Below are 16,042 nucleotides of genomic sequence, written 5' to 3' on the forward strand. Positions count from 1 at the left end.
CTATGCCTCGACGGGCGACCCGCCCTTCGCGGCGACGACGGCGTCGTAGACCGTGCGGCGCGGGAGACCGGTGCGGACGACGACGGCGCGGATCGCGTCCTTGCGGGTGGCGCCCGCCGCCTCCTCCGCGGCCACCTCGGCGGCGAGCTCGGCCGCGCTCAGCTCCACCGCCACCTCCGGCGCCCCGGCCACGACGAGGGTGATCTCCCCGCGCACCCCCTCGGCCGCCCACTCCACGAGCTCGGCCAGCGGACCGCGCCGGATCTCCTCGTAGGTCTTGGTCAGCTCCCGGCAGACGGCGGCCTCGCGCCCGGCCCCGAAGGCCCCCGCCGCGTCGGCGAGCGCGTCGGCCAGCCGGTGCGGGGACTCGAAGAACACCATCGTCCGCCGCTCCCCGGCGAGGGAGGCCAGCAGCGACCGCCGCTCGCCGCCCTTGCGCGGGAGGAAGCCCTCGAAGCAGAACCGGTCGACCGGCAGGCCGCTGACCGCCAGCGCCGTCGTCACCGCCGACGGGCCGGGCACCGAGGTCACCGGGATGCCGGCCTCGATCGCGGCGCGGACCAGCGTGTAGCCGGGGTCGGAGACCGACGGCATGCCGGCGTCGGTGAGCAGCAGCACGGTGGCGCCGCCGGAGAGCGCCTCCAGCAGCCCGGGCAGCCGGGAGAGCTCGACCGACTCGTGGAACGTGACGATGCGGCCGGTGAACGTGACGCCCAGGTCGGCGGCCAGCCGGTGCAGCCGCCGGGTGTCCTCGACGGCGAGGACGTCGGCCGACGCCATGGCCTCGCGCAGCCGCGGACCGACGTCGCCGGGCTGCCCGAGAGGCGCCCCACCGAGCACCAGCCGTCCCGTCACGGCGTCGAGCCTGTCACGGCCGGCCCGCCACCTACCCTGTGGCCATGGCGGTGCTGGCTCCCGAACGCGCGGAGCAGGAGCCACCGGTCCGGCCACCCCGGCGGCGGCTGCCGGCACGTCGACTCGACCGGACCCCGCCGCTGCCCGATGACAACCGGCTGGCCTGGGCGCTGACCGCCGTGCTGGGCGTCGTCACGCTGGCCAGCCGGCTCTGGGACATCAGCTATCCGCGCGACCTGCTCTTCGACGAGGCCTACTACCCGCCCGAGGCCCAGGAGCTGCTCACCTGGGGCCACGAGTACAACCGCGGCTACACGTTCATCGTCCACCCGCCGCTGGGCAAGTGGCTCATCGCGCTGGGCATCAAGGTCTTCGGCGACGACTCCTTCGGCTGGCGGTTCCCCTCGGCGGTGGCCGGCACGATCGCCGTCGTCGTCCTCGTCCGCCTGACCCGGCGGCTCACCGGCTCGACCCTCCTCGGCCTGCTCGCCGGGCTGCTGATGTCCCTCGACGGCTTCGCGTTCAGCCTCAGCCGGATCGGCCTGCTCGATGTCTTCCTGCAGGTCTTCGTGGTCTCCGCGGTGGCCTGCCTGGTGGTCGATCGCGACCGCGTCCGACAGCGGGTGCGCGCCCTCGGCGAGGTGCCCCGCACCGGGTTCCGGCTCGGCCCCCGCGGCTGGCGGATCGCGGCGGGCTTCCTCTTCGGCTGCGCCTGCGCGGTCAAGTGGAGCGGGGTCTACTTCCTCGCCGCCGGCGTCGTCCTGTCGCTGTTCTGGGACCGCGCCGCGTGGCGGGGGGCGGGCGTGCCCCGGCCCACGCTGGTCGCGCTGCGCCGCGGACTGCCCGGGGCGGCCTGGGCGCTGGGTGCCGTCCCGGTGCTGACCTACGTCGCCAGCTTCACCGGCTGGTTCCTCGGCGAGACCTCGCAGGGCAAGGCGTGGGCCCAGCAGAACCCGGACACCGCCTGGCCCTGGATCCCCGACGCGCTGCGTTCGCTGTGGCACCAGCACGCGGAGTGGCTGGAGTTCCACAACGGGCTGTCGTCCCCGCACCCGTGGGAGTCCGGGCCGTGGACCTGGCTGGTGAACGGCCGCCCGATCCTGCTGTGGAACCCGCAGGGGCTGACCGACTCCGCGGGCGACCAGGTGGTCCGCTACATCCTCATGGTCGGGACGCCGACGCTGTGGTTCGCCTTCGCGCCGGCGCTGCTGTGGCTGGGCTGGCGGATCGTCGCGCGCCGGGACCCGGCCGCGATCCTCGTCGCGGTCATGGTGGCGGCCGGCTGGGGCACCTGGTTCCTCAACCCCGAGCGGACGATGTTCGCCTTCTACACCGCCCCCGTGCTGCCGTTCTTCGTGCTGGCCGTCGTCCTGGCACTCCAGGACGTGATCGGCCCCCCGGAGGCGCCGCGGATCCGCCGGCAGATCGGGCTGGGGGCGGTGTGCCTCTACGTGGGGGTCGTCGCGGCGACGTTCGTCTTCTTCTACCCGGTGCTCACCGGGCAACCGCTGTCGCACGCCGAGTGGCTGGCCCGGATGTGGTTCCCCTCCTGGTTCTGAGGGCGAGGGTCAGTACCGCCGGTCGACGACAGCGCCGGTCCGCAGGTCCGCGGTGACGTAGCCGCGCTCGAAGTCCTGCCGCCGGACGGTGCCGATCGCGTACTCGCCGCTGGTCGGGTAGCCGAGGTAGGACCGCTCCCAGCCCAGGCCACGCCAGCGGTCGAGGATCGCGCCGTAGACGGGATGGGCACCGGTCCGCGGCGTCCAGTAGATCGATCCCCCCTCGAAGTGGCTGTACCGGCCGGTCGTGTCCGGGGTGGCCGTCTCGTCGGTCACCGGGAAGCCGAGTCGGCTGCCCTCCCAGCCCATGGCTCCCCAGGCGGCGTAGATGGCCCCGAGGACGCTGCGCGGCCCCACTCCCGGCCGCCAGTAGATGCCGCCGTTCTGGAAGTCGTTGTAGCGCCCGCGGCCGTTGGGGGTGGCCTGCTCGGAGCTGCGGGGGTAGCCGTGCGGACCCCGCTCCCACCCGGTGGCCGACCAGAGCTGACGGATCTCGCCGTAGACCGCTCGCGCGCCGGTCTCCGGCGTCCAGTAGACCGACGCGCCCTGCAGCCGGAAGTGGTTGTACCGGCCGCGACCGTCCGGCGTGGTCGTCTCGTCCGTCGTCGGCTCCCCGAAGGCCACGTGACCGCCCGCGCCGAGGTAGGTGCCCAGGATGGCGCCGTGCACCTCGTGAACCCCGGCTTCCGGCGACCAGTAGAGCCGCCCGGACTCGTGGACGCGGTAACGGACCGCGGCGTCCCCGGCCTCGGCCCCGGTCGCCGGCCCCAGCAGCGCCCGGAGCGCCGCCTCGCCGTCGTACCGGCGGTCGATGGGCGTGAGGTAGGTGGAGGTCAGCACGACGTCGGCGTCGGGCATCACGACGTCGCGCTGCCGCGGCGCACCGTCGTCCCACCGCTCGAAGGTGGCGACGCCGTCGGCGGCCACCGTGGGCGCCGAGATCGAGACACGGGCTCCGGCGGTCACCGGGACGGTGGACTGCGCCACGCCGTTCACCGTGGTGGCGGCCGGGGTGGACGCGGCGAGCGTCAACGTCCGCAGCCGCGGCTGGGCGACGAAGCTCCGCTCCGTCCGGACGCCGCCGGCATCCGTGGCCGACGCGATGATCGTCAGGCGCGTCTGGTCGCCGTGGTCGTCGAACGGCCGGTCGAACGTCGGACCGGGGAACGACTCCCCCGGGTGGTCGTGGCAGTAGTCGGCGCTGCAGTGCACCAGGACGACCCGCCAGGTGACCGGCAGCGGCGCCCCGGCCGAGTCCGTGGCGGTGGCGCTCGCCCGGACGGGCTCACCGACCCCGAAGGTCGCCGTCGGCGGCGGTGCGGTCAGCACGAGGTCCGGCGCGCCCGCCGCCGGCGCGACCGTCAGGTCCCTGGTCCCCGCGCCGCCCTGGGGGTCGGTCACGGTCAGCCGCACGGTGACGGTGGTCGGCGTGGTGGCCGCGTAGGTGTGGTCCACCCGGACGCCGGTGCCGATGGTGCCGTCCCCGAAGTCCCAGGCGTAGCCCAGCGGGTCGCCGTCGAGGTCGGTGGAGCGGGCGGCGTCGAAGGAGACCGTGCGCGCGGCCGCGTTCGTGGTGAACGTCGCCTCCGCGGTCGGCGGCCGGTTGCCGGGCAGGTAGACCAGGCGCTTCAGCGTGCTGCCGGCGATGTCGGCGTAGACCACGTCGCCGTTGGCCGCGGTGCCGAAGGCGACCGGCAGCCCGTTCCCGGCGCCGAAGCCGGCGGCCTCGGGCTGACGGGTCAGCCGGCCCTGGGCGTCGTAGCGCAGCGTGTACACGCGCTGCGAGGCGTAGTCGCCGAAGAAGTAGGCGCCGCGGTAGGCCTCGGGGTACGACGACCCGGTGTAGACGACGCCGCCGGTCACGCTGCTGCCGAGGGGTCCGTGCGGATAGGTCCACAGCGGCGAGGTGTTCGTCGCGCCCTGGCAGCCGGGCAGGTCGCGGTAGCCCGGGGTCTGCGTGTCCCCCTCCCAGCACGGCCAGCCGTAGTCCGCCCCCGGGCGGATGAGGTCGACCTCCTCCCAGGTGTTCCAGCCGACGTCCCCGAGCACGGGCGCGCCGGAGGTGGGATCCAGGCTCAGCCGGAAGGGGCTGCGGAAGCCGCTGGCGTACACCCGGCTCTTCCACGACTGCGGGGCGGCCGCGTCGAAGTACGGGTTCGAGGGCACGCCCCGCCCGTCGGGGAGGAGGTGCAGGAGCTTGCCGTGCCCCTGTTCGATGTCGTGCGCGCGCAGGGCGAGCGGGTCGACCACCCGGAAGTCGGCGGCGTCCCCCATGGAGACCCACAGCGTGCCGTCGGGCGCGGCGACGATGTCGGTCATCCCGTGGACGTCGGCGTCCTGGCGCAGCTCGAGGACGACGCGCTCGGCCGCGAGGCCGGTGGGCTCGGGGGAACCGGTGACCGTCCAGGCGCTCAGGCGGGCGGTCCAGACGCCGTTCACGCTCAGCGTCCGCGACGTGTAGACCTGGCGTGACGTCGGGTAGTCGGCCGGCACGGCGATCCCGGTCAGCCCCAGGTCCTGCTGCGTGACCACCGGGAGGGTCGCCAGCGTGCGCGCTCCCCCGGCCGCCGAGACCCAGGCCACGCGCCCGTTCTTGCCGGTCGTGAACCAGCTGCCGTCGGGAGCGGAGTCGAAGTCCGTGAGGGTGTCGGACTGGCCGCTGGGCAGGTCGCGGACGACGAAGCCGGCCGGCAGGGACGGCGCCGCGGACGCCGGTGCGCCGGGCAGGACGGCGAGCACGCCCGCGACGAGCGCCAGGACCACGCCCACGCGGAGCGCGAGCTGGACGACGGTCGCGGCGGCGCGACGTTCCCTGGGCATCGGAGGGAGTGTCTCCGGGACCGGAGGGGGTTCCCGGTCGCCCCGACGGACCGGATCGGCAGCGGCCCGGTGTCCCGGCGCTGCGCTGCGGGATCGGCGCGCAGCCGTCACGGGGTGTGAGCGGGCGACTGTGGCGCTCCGCACCCCGAGCCGGTGGCCATATCGTTAGTTGTGTATTACAACTGGTAGACGTGTCGCACGCAGCCAGCTCGGGGTCGAGCATGTTCCGGCAGCCGAAGGCCGTCTACGCCGTCGCCTTCGCCTGCGTCGTCAGTTTCATGGGCATCGGCCTGGTGGACCCGATCCTCCCGGCGCTGTCCGAACAGCTGGACGCCACGCCCAGCCAGGTCAGCCTCCTGTTCACCAGCTACCTCGTCGTCACCGCCGTCGCGATGCTCGGCACCGGGTGGGTCTCCAGCCGGATCGGCGCCAAGAAGACGCTGATCACCGGGCTGGCCATCATCGTCGTCTTCTCGGCCCTGGCCGGCCTGAGCGGTTCCATCAACGGGATCGTCGGCTTCCGCGCCGGCTGGGGCCTGGGCAACGCGCTGTTCATCGCCACCTCGCTGGCCGTCATCGTCGCCTCGGCGACCGGTGGCTTCGCCGGCGCGATCGTCCTCTACGAGGCCGCGCTCGGGCTCGGCATCGCCGCCGGCCCGCTCATCGGAGGCCTGCTCGGCGACATCAGCTGGCGCGGCCCGTTCTTCGGTGTCGCCGCGCTCATGGCGATCGCGCTCATCGCGACCGTCGTCCTGCTCGACGAGATCCCGAAGCCCGCGCAGAAGACCTCGCTCCTCGCGCCGCTCAGGGCCCTGCGGCACCGCAGCCTGCTGACGATGGGCGTCACCGCGCTGCTCTACAACTGGGGCTTCTTCACCATGCTCGGGTACGCGCCGTATCCGATGGAGCTCGACGCGATCCAGCTCGGCTTCGTCTTCTTCGGCTGGGGTCTGCTCGTCGCCTTCTTCTCCGTGGTCGGCGCCCCCCGCCTGCAGGCCCGGTTCGGCACCGCCCCCTCGCTCTACGGCGCGCTCGGGCTGTTCGCGGTCCTGCTGCTGCTGATCGGCCTGTTCACCGACACCCGCTGGGCGCTGATCGCCTGCGTGATCGCCTCGGGGATCGTCGTCGGCATCAACAACACGCTGACCACCCAGGCGGTCATGCTGGTCAGCCCGGTGGAGCGGCCGGTCGCCTCGGCGGCCTACGGCTTCGTCCGGTTCCTCGGCGGCGGGCTGGCGCCCTACGTCGCCGGCAAGCTGGCCGAGCACTGGAACCTGCACGTGCCATTCGTCGTCGGCGCCGTCGCGGTCCTGGCCGGCATCGCCGTCCTGTCCACCGGCCACCGCATGCTGGCCGCGGCCGACGCCCGACTCGGGGCCGACGGCACCGAGGACGTCGCCGGCGAGGTCGCCGACGAGTTCGGCGGAGCCCCGGCCGCGGTCGACAGCGAGCTCCGGTCCGAGCACCTGCGGGCGAGCGCCTGAGCTGCCCTCCGCCCTAGGTTGGGAGGACCCGGCCGACGAGGGGACGACGATGACGAGCACCGACGCACGCCCTGCCGTGACCACCGCGGTCGACGGGGACCTCTGGCGGATCACCGTCGACCGCCCGGAGACGGGGAACGCGATCGACCCCGAGCTCGCCGACGCGCTGGCGGCGGCCGTCGAGGCCCGTCCCGAGTCGGCCCGCGCGGTGCTCCTGCTGGCCAACGGCCCGCGGTTCAGCGTCGGCGGGGACGTGCGGCTGTTCGCGCAGGCCGACGACCCGGGCCGGTTCGTCGGGGACCTCGCCGACGCCTGGCACCGCGTCGTCCGGGCGGTCCTCTACTGCCCGGTACCCGTGGTCGCCGGCATCCAGGGCGCGGTGGCCGGCGCCGCGGTCGGACTCATCGGCGCCTGCGACATCGTCGTGTGCGCCCGCTCGACCAAGATCCGCCCGGCCTACGGATCGATCGGCCTCTCCCCCGACGGCGGCACCTCCTGGGCGCTGACCCGCGCCCTCGGCGCGCCGCGCACGCTCGACCTCTGCCTCACCAACGGCTCGCTCACCGCCGCCGAGGCGCACGCGGCCGGGCTCGTGGCGCGCCTGGTGGAGGACGACGAGGTGCACGCCACCACCGCGGCGCTGGCCCACCAGGTGGCCGCCGGGCCCGTCCGGGCGATGGTCCGCACCCGGTCGCTGGTGCGCAGCGCCGCGATCCGCACCCTCGAGCAGCAGCTGGACGAGGAGGCCCGGCTCATCGCCGAGTCCGCCGCCGACCCCGAGGGCCGCGAGGGCGTCCGGGCGTTCGTGGAGAAGCGCACGCCGGACTTCCGCGGCGCGCGCTGACCCTCAGCCGGCGGCGCGGCGGGCGCGGGAGGCCGCGGCCAGCTCGGCGAGCAGCTGCTCGGTGGTCGCCGGGTCGACGCACGCGTCGGTGACGCTCTTGCCGTACTCGAGCGAGCCGGGGTCCCGCTGGTCGAGGTCCTGCCGGCCGGCGACGAGGTTGCTCTCGATCATCACGCCGCGGATCGCCGGCTCCCCGCCGGCGATCTGGCCGGCGAGGTCGTGCACGACGTCGATCTGCCGCAGGTGGTTCTTCTGGCTGTTGCCGTGCGAGGCGTCGACCACGACGACCTCGGGCAGCCCGCGGGCCCGCAGCGCCGCCCGGGTCGCCGCGATGTGCTCGGCCGAGTAGTTCGGACCGGACTTGTCGCCGCGGAGGATGACGTGGCCGGTCTCGTTGCCGGTCGTCGACAGCTGCGCGGTCATCCCGTGCCGGTCGACGCCCAGGAACTCGTGCGGCGCGCGGGCCGAGACCACCGCCTGGACGGCGACCTCGATGCTCCCCTCGGGCGAGTTCTTGAAGCCGACGACGGCCGAGAACCCAGACACCCGCTCACGGGCGGTCTGGTCGGTGACGTTGCGGGCGCCGACGCCGTTGTAGGTGACGAGCCCGTTCACGTACTGCGGGGTGAGCGCGTTCAGCGGCTCGGCCGCCACGGGCACGCCGAGGGCGGTGATCCGGCCCATGAGCATGCGGGTCGCGACCAGCCCGACGCTGATCCGGCTGGACCCGTCGAGGAACGGGTCGTAGGCGAAGCCCTTCCAGTCCACCTCGGTGCGGGGCTTCTCGGTGTAGGTGCGCATGAGGATCTCGAGGTCCTCGGCGTGCCGCTCGCGCATCCGGGCGAGGAAGGCCGCGTACTCCAGCGCGGCGGCGGGGTCGTGGATCGAGCAGGGGCCGGCGATGACGGCCAGCCGGCGGTCGGTCCCGGTGACGATGCCGGTCGTGGCCCGACGCCCGGCGCGCGTGGTCGCCGCGGAGGCGGCGGTCAGCGGCAGCACGGTGGCGACCGCCTCGGGCGTGACGACGACGCTGAGGCCGGCGATCCGGGCGTTGACCAGGTCGGAGACGTCGACGGGCTCGGCCTCGGCGACACCGAGCCGGCGACGCACGTCCGGCATCAGGCTCGCCTGCAGCAGGTCGACCTGGTCGTTCACCCGCTGCTGCACGGCCAGCAGGTGCTCGGCGATCCGCGCGGCCTCGGGCAGCAGCCGGTCGGCCGGCACCGTCTCCGTCGCGACCTGAGCCTCGCCAGCCATCCGCCGTCCCCTCGTCGTCGTACCGGGGACCGCCCTCGGACCCCGGTAGGACGGTACGGGCCTCAGATCACGCCGGACCCGCGCAGCCCGCGGAGCTCCTCCGCGGTGAACCCGGCGGCGGTCAGCACCTCGTCGGTGTGCTGCCCACCGCGGGGCGGCTCGGCGGTGGCCGGCGCGGACCGCGGCCCGTCGACGTCGCGCAGCCGCACCGGGCTCACCGGCACCTGCGTGCCGGCCACCTCGACGAACGTCCCGCGGGCCTGTGTCTGCGGGTCGTCGACGACCGCGCGGCCACGGTTGACCGGCGCCACGGCGGCACCGGCCGGACCCAGCAGGTCGATCCACTCCCGCATCGGCCGCGTGGCGAAGACGGCCGCGATCCGCCCGGTGACCGCCTCGGCGTCCTGCGGGTACGGGTCACCCGCCAGGTCGTCGAGGCCGAGCCCCGTGCACAGCGCGGCCCAGGTGCGCGGCTCGGCGGCCGCGACGGACACGAACTCGCCGTCGGCGCAGGCGTAGAGGCGCCGTCCCGGCGAGGGCGGGATGCCCGTGGAGCGCTCGCCCAGCGACCAGCCCTGGCCGGCGAGCACCCACGTCGTGGACTCGGCGAGGCTGATGTCGACCTGCCGCCCGGCCCCGGTGCGGTCCCGCTCCACCACCGCCGCGGCGATCCCCAGCGCGGCCATCGAGGCGCCCAGCGGCACCGAGATCATCGCGCCCGGGTGCCACGGCAGCTCCGGGGAGAGCACGCCGAGCAGGCCGGACTGCGCGAGGTAGCTGGGGTCGTGGCCGGCCCACGAGGCGTAGGGCCCGTCCTGGCCGTAGCCGGTGATCGAGCACCAGATCAGCGCGGGGTTCGCCTCGGCGGCCTGCCGGTAGCCGAAGCCGCGCGCCTCCATCGAGCCGGGCGGGCTGTTCTCCACGACGACGTCGACGGCGCGCACCAGCCGGGCGAGCACCTCGTGCGCCCCGGGCGCGCGCAGGTCCAGCGTCATCGATCGCTTGCCGCGGCTGAGCCCCACCTCGCCCACGACGAGGTCGACCGTCTCGGCGCGCGACGGTGGCACGACGCGGACGACGTCGGCCCCGAGGTCGGCGAGCAGCAGCGTGCAGTAGGCGCCCGGGGGGAAGCGGGTCAGGTCGAGCACCCGCAGGCCGCGCAGTGGTCCGTCGTCCGGAGCAGAGGTCACGGACGGAACCTAGCCGGGTCCGGGAACGACTCAGGGCGCCCTCCGGGAGGAGGACGCCCTGGGTGTCGGGGTGGAGCTGAGGGGATTCGAACCCCTGACCCCCTCGATGCGAACGAGGTGCGCTACCGGACTGCGCTACAGCCCCTGACCGGAGTCGAGAGTACCGCCCGCGGACCCCGGCGCCGCCACGGGGTGGCGGCGCCGGGGTGTCGTGCTCAGAGGCCGGCGACCCGGCGCGGCTGGTACTCGTCGATGTCGGCGAACCCGATGTCGTCGTCGTCCAGGCCGACGACGGCGCTGTTCTGCCAGCCGGCCGGCGCGCCGGTGCGGCCGCCGACCACCCGGCCGGGGCGCAGCGGGTGCACCGGGGCGAGCGGCAGGCTCGGGTGGCGCAGGCCGACGGTGTGGTGCACCGGCCCGGCCGCGACCAGCTCCTCCTCGAACTCCTCCGCCACCTCGACCGGCGCGGGGCGCGCCGTGCGACGGGCTGCCATCCGAGCGGCACGGCGGGCGGCCGCCTGCTCCCGGCGGGCGGCGGCGCGCAGCACCATGAGGTAGCCGACGACGGCGACGTCGAGCAGCGCCTGCAGCGCCCACACCCAGGGGGTGACGACGACCGCGGCGACGGCGGCGAGCACCGCGAGCGCGACGAGGCCGGCCAGCGTGCGGCGCCGCACGGCGTGCACGTCGACCCGCAGCTCACCGGACTCGAGGAGCCGCACGCGGTCGACCGAGACGCGCTCGGTGTCGGCGTGCACGACCGGGTCGACGACCCTGCGCCGCTGGAGCGTGCGACCGGAGTCGCTCGCCGTCGGTCGCTTCCGCTCGTCGCCACGGGTCACCACCATCGGGACCAGCACGACGAACCAGAGGACGACCAGAGCTGCGAGCAGCACACCTGATCCCATGGAGAACACCACCCGTCACACGAGTAACTTGCCGCGGCAGATTAAGCAGGCCGCTCGCTCATTCGAGGGAGGCGCGCGGTGTGTCGCGGGAGCGTTGTGTGACTGGAGTGCCGGCCGGGCGGCGTGTCGACACGGCGACCGGTGAGGACCGGTCGGTTCCGTGCTACGCGGGGCCACTACTAGTACCCCCGCGGAGCGCTGGCTAATCACGGGAACCGGCGCGCCAGCGGGTCAGCACGCCACCCGGCAGGTCCTCGGCCAGCAGTGCGTACGTGTAGTGGTCGCGCCAGTCGCCGTCGATGTCCAGGTACCGGCGGAGCAGCCCCTCCCGCTGGAACCCGAGTCGCTCCACCAGCCGCTGGCTGGGGCCGTTCTCCGGCCGGATGTCGGCCTGGACGCGGTGCAGCCCGGCGGGGCCGAACGCGTGATCGCACACCAGGGCCACCGCCAGCGAGGCGACGCCCCGGCCGGCGACCGCCCGGTCGATCCAGTAGCCGATGTTCCCCGAGCGCATGGCGCCGCGGACGACGTTGTCGAGGGTCACCTGGCCCGCGAGCCGGCCCTCGACGCGCAGGGTGAACGGCAGCGTCAGGCCCAGCCGGGCGCGTTGCAGCACCCGGCGGCGCACCGCCCGGTAGGCCGCGGGCGTGTGCCGCGGCGCCCACGGCTGGTTCCCGCTCGGCTCCCAGCGGGCGAGCCACTCCTCGTTGGCCAGCCGCACCCGGCTCCACTCCACGGCATCGGACCGGCGCAGGGGGTGCAGCTCGACCGGCCCCTCGCGCAGCGTCGCGGGCCAGCCGGGGCGCAGCGCCGGATCGGCGAGCACCTCAGCCGCCGAGCAGGAGCGGCATGACCGTCACCAGCCCGCCGGCGGCCACCTCGGTGACGTCCTCGTCCACGACGATCAGGCAGTTGGCGCGGGCCATGCGGGCGAGCATCGCCTCGTCGCCGTCCCCGAGCGGCTCGACCACGTAGCCGCCGTCGGGGTGCCGCATGACCTGGCCGTGCAGGTACTGCCGGTAGCCCAGCGGCGAGTAGACCGGTTGCGCGCAGATCGCCTGCACGGTGCGGCGGAACAGCTGCCGCTTGCCCAGCATCAGCCGGATCGCCGGGCGGACGAACACCTCGAAGGCCACCAGGGCGGCGACCGGCTCCCCGGGCACCACGATGACCGGCACCGGGTCCCGGCCGATCCGGCCGAACGCCTGCACCGGTCCCGGGTGCATCGTCACGGGACGGAACCGGACGTCGCCGAGCGCGCTCAGCGCCTCGCGGACCATGTCGCCCTCGTCGGGGAAGGTGCCCGAGATGAGGATCAGGTCGCTGCGCAGCGTCTGGCTCTCCAGGACCTCCGACAGCCGGCGCGGGTCGGCCGGCAGGATGCCCGACCGGTAGGCGTCGGCCCCGGCGTCGCGGGCGGCCGCGGCCAGGGCGTAGCTGTTGACGTCGACCGCCTGGCCCGGAGCCGGGTCGCTGGCGATGTCGACGAGCTCGCCGCCGCCGGAGAGGATCCCGACCCGGGGCCGGGGGCGGACGAGCACCCGCTCGCGGCCGACCGCGGCCAGCAGGCTGATCTGCGCCGGCCCGATCGGGGTGCCGACGGCGACCGCGGGGGTGCCGGCGGCGACGTCGTCCCCGGTGCGGCGGACGTAGTTCCCCGGCGCGACCCCGGCGTGCACGGTCACCGTGACGACGCCCCGGTCGGTCCACACGGCCGGGACGACGGCGTCGGACCCGCCCGGCAGCAGGGCACCGGCGGCCACCTTCTGCGCGAGCCCCGGGCCGATGGAGGAGGGACCGGCCGCGCCCGCGGCCGTCTCCCCCACCACCGACAGCCGGATCGGCGCCTCGAGCGTCGCCGGCGTCACGTCGTCGGCACGGACGGCGTACCCGTCGAGGGCGGCCTGGTCGTGGGCGGGCAGCGCGCGCTTGCTGACGACCTCCTCCGCGCAGAGCAGACCCTGGGCGTCGAGCACGGCCAGCTCGATCGGGTCGGGCTGCGGCACCGCGCCGAGGATCTCGTCGAGGTGCGACTCGACGGTGCGCGGCAGCTCCGGCGTCCCGGGTGGCGGCGGCACCGCGCCGGGGTCGATCTGCGCGGTGTGCTGGACACCGCCGGTCGGCGTCACGGCCCCGGACCGCAGGTCCAGCGCCGTCGTCTCCCGGTACCCGCGCACGCCCGTCGCGGCGTTGTCGTCGTCCACACCCATCACGACAGTCGATGCTCCCCCCTGCGGGGCCGCGGTCAGGCCTGCGACGCGCCCTCGGGGGCCAGCTCGGCGACGAACTCGGTCAGCCAGGCCCGCAGCGGCGGCCCCAGGTCGTCGCGCTCGACGGCCAGGCGGACGACCGCCTTGAGGTAGTCCAGCTTGTCGCCGGTGTCGTAGCGGCGGCCGTCGAAGACCACGCCGTGCACCGGCTGACCGCGCTCCACCAGGGTGGCCAGCGCATCGGTCAGCTGGATCTCGCCGCCGCGGCCGGGGGCGGTCTCGCGCAGCACGCCGAACACCTCGGGGGCGAGCACGTAGCGGCCGATGATCGCCAGGCTGCTCGGCGCCTCGTCGACCGGCGGCTTCTCGACCAGGCCGGTGATCGTGACGACGCCCTCCTGGACGTCCTCCCGGATCGCCACCGCGCCGTACTTGTCGATGTTCTCCCGGCCCACGTCGAGCAGCGCGACCACGCAGCCACCGTGCTCGGCCTGCACCGCGAGCATCTGCTCGAGCAGGTGGTCGCGGGCGTCGATGAGGTCGTCGCCCAGCAGCACCGCGAACGGCTCGTCCCCGACGAACGCGGCCGCCTGGAGGACGGCGTGCCCGAGGCCGCGCGCCTCGCCCTGGCGGACGAAGTGCACCTGGGCGACGTCGGTGGACTCCTGCACCGCGGCCAGCCGGCCGGCGTCCCCCTTCTTCTCGAGCGCCGTCTCCAGTTCCGGCGTGCGGTCGAAGAAGTCCTCGATGGCGGCCTTGTTGCGGCCGGTGACCATGAGCACCTCGCCGAGGCCGGCGCGGGCGGCCTCCTCGACGATGTACTGCAGGGCCGGCCGGTCGACGACCGGCAGCAGCTCCTTGGGCACGGCCTTGGTCGCGGGGAGGAACCGGGTGCCCATCCCCGCGACGGGGATGACGGCCTTGCGCGCGGCGCGCGTGCTCGAGGCGGACATGGGCGGGAGCCTAGCCAGGGCGGGACGAGGCCTAACCTGCGTCCGTGACCTCCCCCGACCCGGTGGGCGCGGCCAAGGTCGCGCTGCGGGAGCGACTGCTGGAGCAGCGGCGCCGCCGGCCGGCACCGGAACGGGCGGCGGCGGCCGCCGCGGTCACGGCCGCTCTGCTCCGCGGCCTGGGCTCGGCGCGCACCATCGCGGCGTTCTGCCCGGACGAGTTCGAGCCCGGGCACGGCCGGATCCCGGCGGCGTTCACCCAGCTGGGGGCCCGGATCCTGCTGCCGGTCGTGCACGACGGCGACCCCGAGCTGCGCTGGGCGGTGGACACCGGCCGGCTCGCCCCCGGCCGGTTCGGGCTGATGGAGCCGGTGGGGCCGCGGCTCGGGGCGACCGCGATCGGGGCGGCGGAGGCGGTCGTCGTCCCGGCGGTGGCCGTCGACCGGTCAGGGGCGCGGCTCGGCCGCGGCGGTGGCTACTACGACCGGGCGCTGCTGCACGTCCGGCCGGACGCGCTGCTGATCGCGCTCGTGCACGACGACGAGTTCCTGGACGAGCTCCCCGTCGCGCCGCACGACCGCCGGGTCGGCGTCGTCGTGACCCCCTCCGGCGGCTGGCAGGCGCTACCCGCCGGTTCCTGAGAGCGTGGTCCCCGTCACAGCCACGGCGTCGGCGGGAGCTCCGGTGTCACCCGAGATCGTCTCGATCCTGGCCCTGGTCGCGATCTTCGCGATCGCGGCCTTCCTGCCGATCAACATGGGCGCGCTGGCGTTCGTCGCCGCGTTCCTGGTCGGGACGCTGTCGGTCGGGATGACCACCGACGACATCCTCGCCGGCTTCCCCGCCGAGCTGGTCGTCACCCTGATCGGGGTCACGTACCTGTTCGCGATCGCCCAGAACAACGGCACCGTGGACCTGCTGGTGCGCGGCGCGGTCCGGCTGGTCGGCGGCTACGTGGCCGCCATCCCGTGGATCATGTTCGCGGTCACCGCGCTGCTCACCGCGATCGGCGCGCTCTCCCCCGCCGCGGTGGCGATCATCGCCCCGATCGCGCTCACCTTCGCCGCCCGGCACGGGATCAGCCCGCTGCTCATGGGGATGATGGTCATCCACGGCGCGCAGGGCGGTGGGTTCTCGCCGATCAGCGTCTACGGCGTCACCGTCAACACCATCGTCGAGGACGAGGGCCTGCAGTCCGCCCCGCTCACGCTGTTCCTCGGCAGCCTGTTCTTCAACCTCGCGATCGCCGTCGGGCTGTTCCTGGCTCTCGGCGGCCGGCGGCTGATGGGTCGGCGGATCGCGGCCGAGCCCCCGGTCGCCCCGGCCGACGCCGACGGTGACGGCGGCACGGTCCGCACCGCCGACCGCGTGACGGTCGACCAGGTGTTCACCCTGATCGGCCTGGCCACGGTCGCCGTCCTGGCGCTGGTGTTCGACCTCGACATCGGGTTCGTCTCCATCACCGTCGCGACCGTGCTCGCCGCGTTCGCCGCCGCCCGGCACAAGAACGCGGTCAGCCAGATCAGCTGGTCGACCGTGCTGCTCATCGCCGGGGTGCTGACCTTCGTCTTCGTGCTGCAGGAGGCCGGCACGATCGACTACGTCGGCGAGGCCGTCATCGGGCTCGGCGCCCCCCTGCTGATCGCGCTGCTGCTCTGCTACATCGGTGGGGTGGTGTCGGCGTTCGCGTCGTCGACCGCGATCATCGGTGTCGCCATCGCGCTGGCGGTGCCGTTCCTGCAGGCCGGGGACATCGGCACGGTCGGGGTGGTGGTGGCCCTGTCCGTGAGCTCGACGATCGTCGACGTGAGCCCGTTCTCGACCAACGGCGCGCTGGTCCTGGCCAACGCGCAGGACGTCGACAAGGACCGCTTCTACAAGCAGATCCTGGGCTACTCCTCGCTCGTCGTGGTCGTGGGACCGCTGCTGGCCTGGCTGGTGTTCGTCGTCCCCGGCTGGCTCTGA

Annotated in this window: 13 protein-coding genes and 1 tRNA gene; 5 read left to right on the forward strand and 9 right to left on the reverse strand. The window is 74.6% G+C overall.

The window, feature by feature from the left end; all coding sequences use genetic code 11:
• Entirely contained in the window at positions 1 to 855 is an 855-nt protein-coding gene (gene rsmI / locus N555_RS0107500; RefSeq protein WP_029430876.1) for a 16S rRNA (cytidine(1402)-2'-O)-methyltransferase, read from the reverse strand.
• Positions 856 to 899: 44 nt separating this feature from the next.
• Between rsmI and N555_RS0107505 the strand changes: the two genes are divergently transcribed.
• Entirely contained in the window at positions 900 to 2,414 is a 1,515-nt protein-coding gene (locus tag N555_RS0107505; protein WP_029430877.1) for a dolichyl-phosphate-mannose--protein mannosyltransferase, read from the forward strand.
• 9 nt (positions 2,415 to 2,423) lie between these two features.
• Here the strand turns inward: N555_RS0107505 and N555_RS0107510 are convergent, their stop codons facing one another.
• Positions 2,424 to 5,234 (reverse strand): PQQ-dependent sugar dehydrogenase, encoded by a 2,811-nt coding sequence (locus tag N555_RS0107510; RefSeq protein WP_029430878.1) that lies wholly within the window; start codon positions 5,232 to 5,234, stop codon positions 2,424 to 2,426.
• A 221-nt stretch (positions 5,235 to 5,455) separates the two neighbouring features.
• On the opposite strand from N555_RS0107510, the gene N555_RS0107515 reads away from it, so the two are divergent.
• Positions 5,456 to 6,718 carry an MFS transporter gene (locus N555_RS0107515; protein WP_034509320.1) on the forward strand — a complete coding sequence of 421 codons (1,263 nt, stop codon included), beginning with the start codon at positions 5,456 to 5,458 and terminating at the stop codon, positions 6,716 to 6,718.
• Between the two features lie 49 nt (positions 6,719 to 6,767).
• Complete coding sequence (locus N555_RS0107520; protein WP_029430880.1) at positions 6,768 to 7,562, forward strand: enoyl-CoA hydratase/isomerase family protein; 795 nt, start codon at positions 6,768 to 6,770, stop codon at positions 7,560 to 7,562.
• 3 nt (positions 7,563 to 7,565) lie between these two features.
• Here N555_RS0107520 and N555_RS0107525 read toward each other — a convergent pair whose 3' ends face one another.
• The 7 genes from N555_RS0107525 to galU all read right to left on the reverse strand — a co-directional run bounded on the left by N555_RS0107525 (position 7,566) and on the right by galU (position 14,080).
• Positions 7,566 to 8,819, reverse strand: a complete 1,254-nt coding sequence (locus N555_RS0107525) for a 3-deoxy-7-phosphoheptulonate synthase (protein ID WP_081866057.1) — start codon at positions 8,817 to 8,819, stop codon at positions 7,566 to 7,568.
• A gap of 62 nt (positions 8,820 to 8,881) precedes the next feature.
• Positions 8,882 to 10,009, reverse strand: a complete 1,128-nt coding sequence (locus tag N555_RS0107530) for a CaiB/BaiF CoA transferase family protein (RefSeq protein ID WP_029430882.1) — start codon at positions 10,007 to 10,009, stop codon at positions 8,882 to 8,884.
• Between the two features lie 71 nt (positions 10,010 to 10,080).
• Positions 10,081 to 10,154, reverse strand: a tRNA-Ala gene (locus N555_RS0107535).
• 70 nt (positions 10,155 to 10,224) lie between these two features.
• Positions 10,225 to 10,905: a hypothetical protein gene (locus tag N555_RS0107540; RefSeq protein WP_231502639.1), complete on the reverse strand. Its 681-nt coding sequence runs from the start codon at positions 10,903 to 10,905 to the stop codon at positions 10,225 to 10,227.
• 214 nt (positions 10,906 to 11,119) lie between these two features.
• Positions 11,120 to 11,743 (reverse strand): GNAT family N-acetyltransferase, encoded by a 624-nt coding sequence (locus tag N555_RS0107545; protein ID WP_231502640.1) that lies wholly within the window; start codon positions 11,741 to 11,743, stop codon positions 11,120 to 11,122.
• 1 nt (position 11,744) lies between these two features.
• Positions 11,745 to 13,127 (reverse strand): molybdotransferase-like divisome protein Glp, encoded by a 1,383-nt coding sequence (gene glp, locus N555_RS0107550; RefSeq protein WP_081866058.1) that lies wholly within the window; start codon positions 13,125 to 13,127, stop codon positions 11,745 to 11,747.
• Positions 13,128 to 13,162: 35 nt separating this feature from the next.
• On the reverse strand, positions 13,163 to 14,080 hold the full coding sequence (gene galU, locus N555_RS0107555; RefSeq protein ID WP_029430886.1) for a UTP--glucose-1-phosphate uridylyltransferase GalU: 918 nt from the start codon (positions 14,078 to 14,080) through the stop codon (positions 13,163 to 13,165).
• A 44-nt stretch (positions 14,081 to 14,124) separates the two neighbouring features.
• On the opposite strand from galU, the gene N555_RS0107560 reads away from it, so the two are divergent.
• Together N555_RS0107560 and N555_RS0107565 are read left to right on the forward strand one after the other, a co-directional pair.
• Positions 14,125 to 14,718, forward strand: coding sequence for a 5-formyltetrahydrofolate cyclo-ligase (locus N555_RS0107560; protein ID WP_029430887.1), 594 nt, complete (start codon positions 14,125 to 14,127; stop codon positions 14,716 to 14,718).
• A gap of 43 nt (positions 14,719 to 14,761) precedes the next feature.
• Complete coding sequence (locus tag N555_RS0107565) at positions 14,762 to 16,042, forward strand: SLC13 family permease (RefSeq protein WP_029430888.1); 1,281 nt, start codon at positions 14,762 to 14,764, stop codon at positions 16,040 to 16,042.

The sequence above is a fragment of the Blastococcus sp. URHD0036 genome (assembly GCF_000701365.1).
GTDB lineage: Bacteria > Actinomycetota > Actinomycetes > Mycobacteriales > Geodermatophilaceae > Trujillonella.

What these genes read in the sequence shown, in the direction of transcription:
- N555_RS0107505 (WP_029430877.1), top strand. Translation starts at nt 900, where the DNA reads ATGGCGGTGCTGGCTCCCGAACGCGCGGAGCAGGAGCCACCGGTCCGG.
- N555_RS0107510 (WP_029430878.1), bottom strand. Translation starts at nt 5,234, where the DNA reads ATGCCCAGGGAACGTCGCGCCGCCGCGACCGTCGTCCAGCTCGCGCTC.
- N555_RS0107515 (WP_034509320.1), top strand. Translation starts at nt 5,456, where the DNA reads ATGTTCCGGCAGCCGAAGGCCGTCTACGCCGTCGCCTTCGCCTGCGTC.
- N555_RS0107520 (WP_029430880.1), top strand. Translation starts at nt 6,768, where the DNA reads ATGACGAGCACCGACGCACGCCCTGCCGTGACCACCGCGGTCGACGGG.
- N555_RS0107525 (WP_081866057.1), bottom strand. Translation starts at nt 8,819, where the DNA reads ATGGCTGGCGAGGCTCAGGTCGCGACGGAGACGGTGCCGGCCGACCGG.
- glp (WP_081866058.1), bottom strand. Translation starts at nt 13,127, where the DNA reads ATGGGTGTGGACGACGACAACGCCGCGACGGGCGTGCGCGGGTACCGG.
- galU (WP_029430886.1), bottom strand. Translation starts at nt 14,080, where the DNA reads ATGTCCGCCTCGAGCACGCGCGCCGCGCGCAAGGCCGTCATCCCCGTC.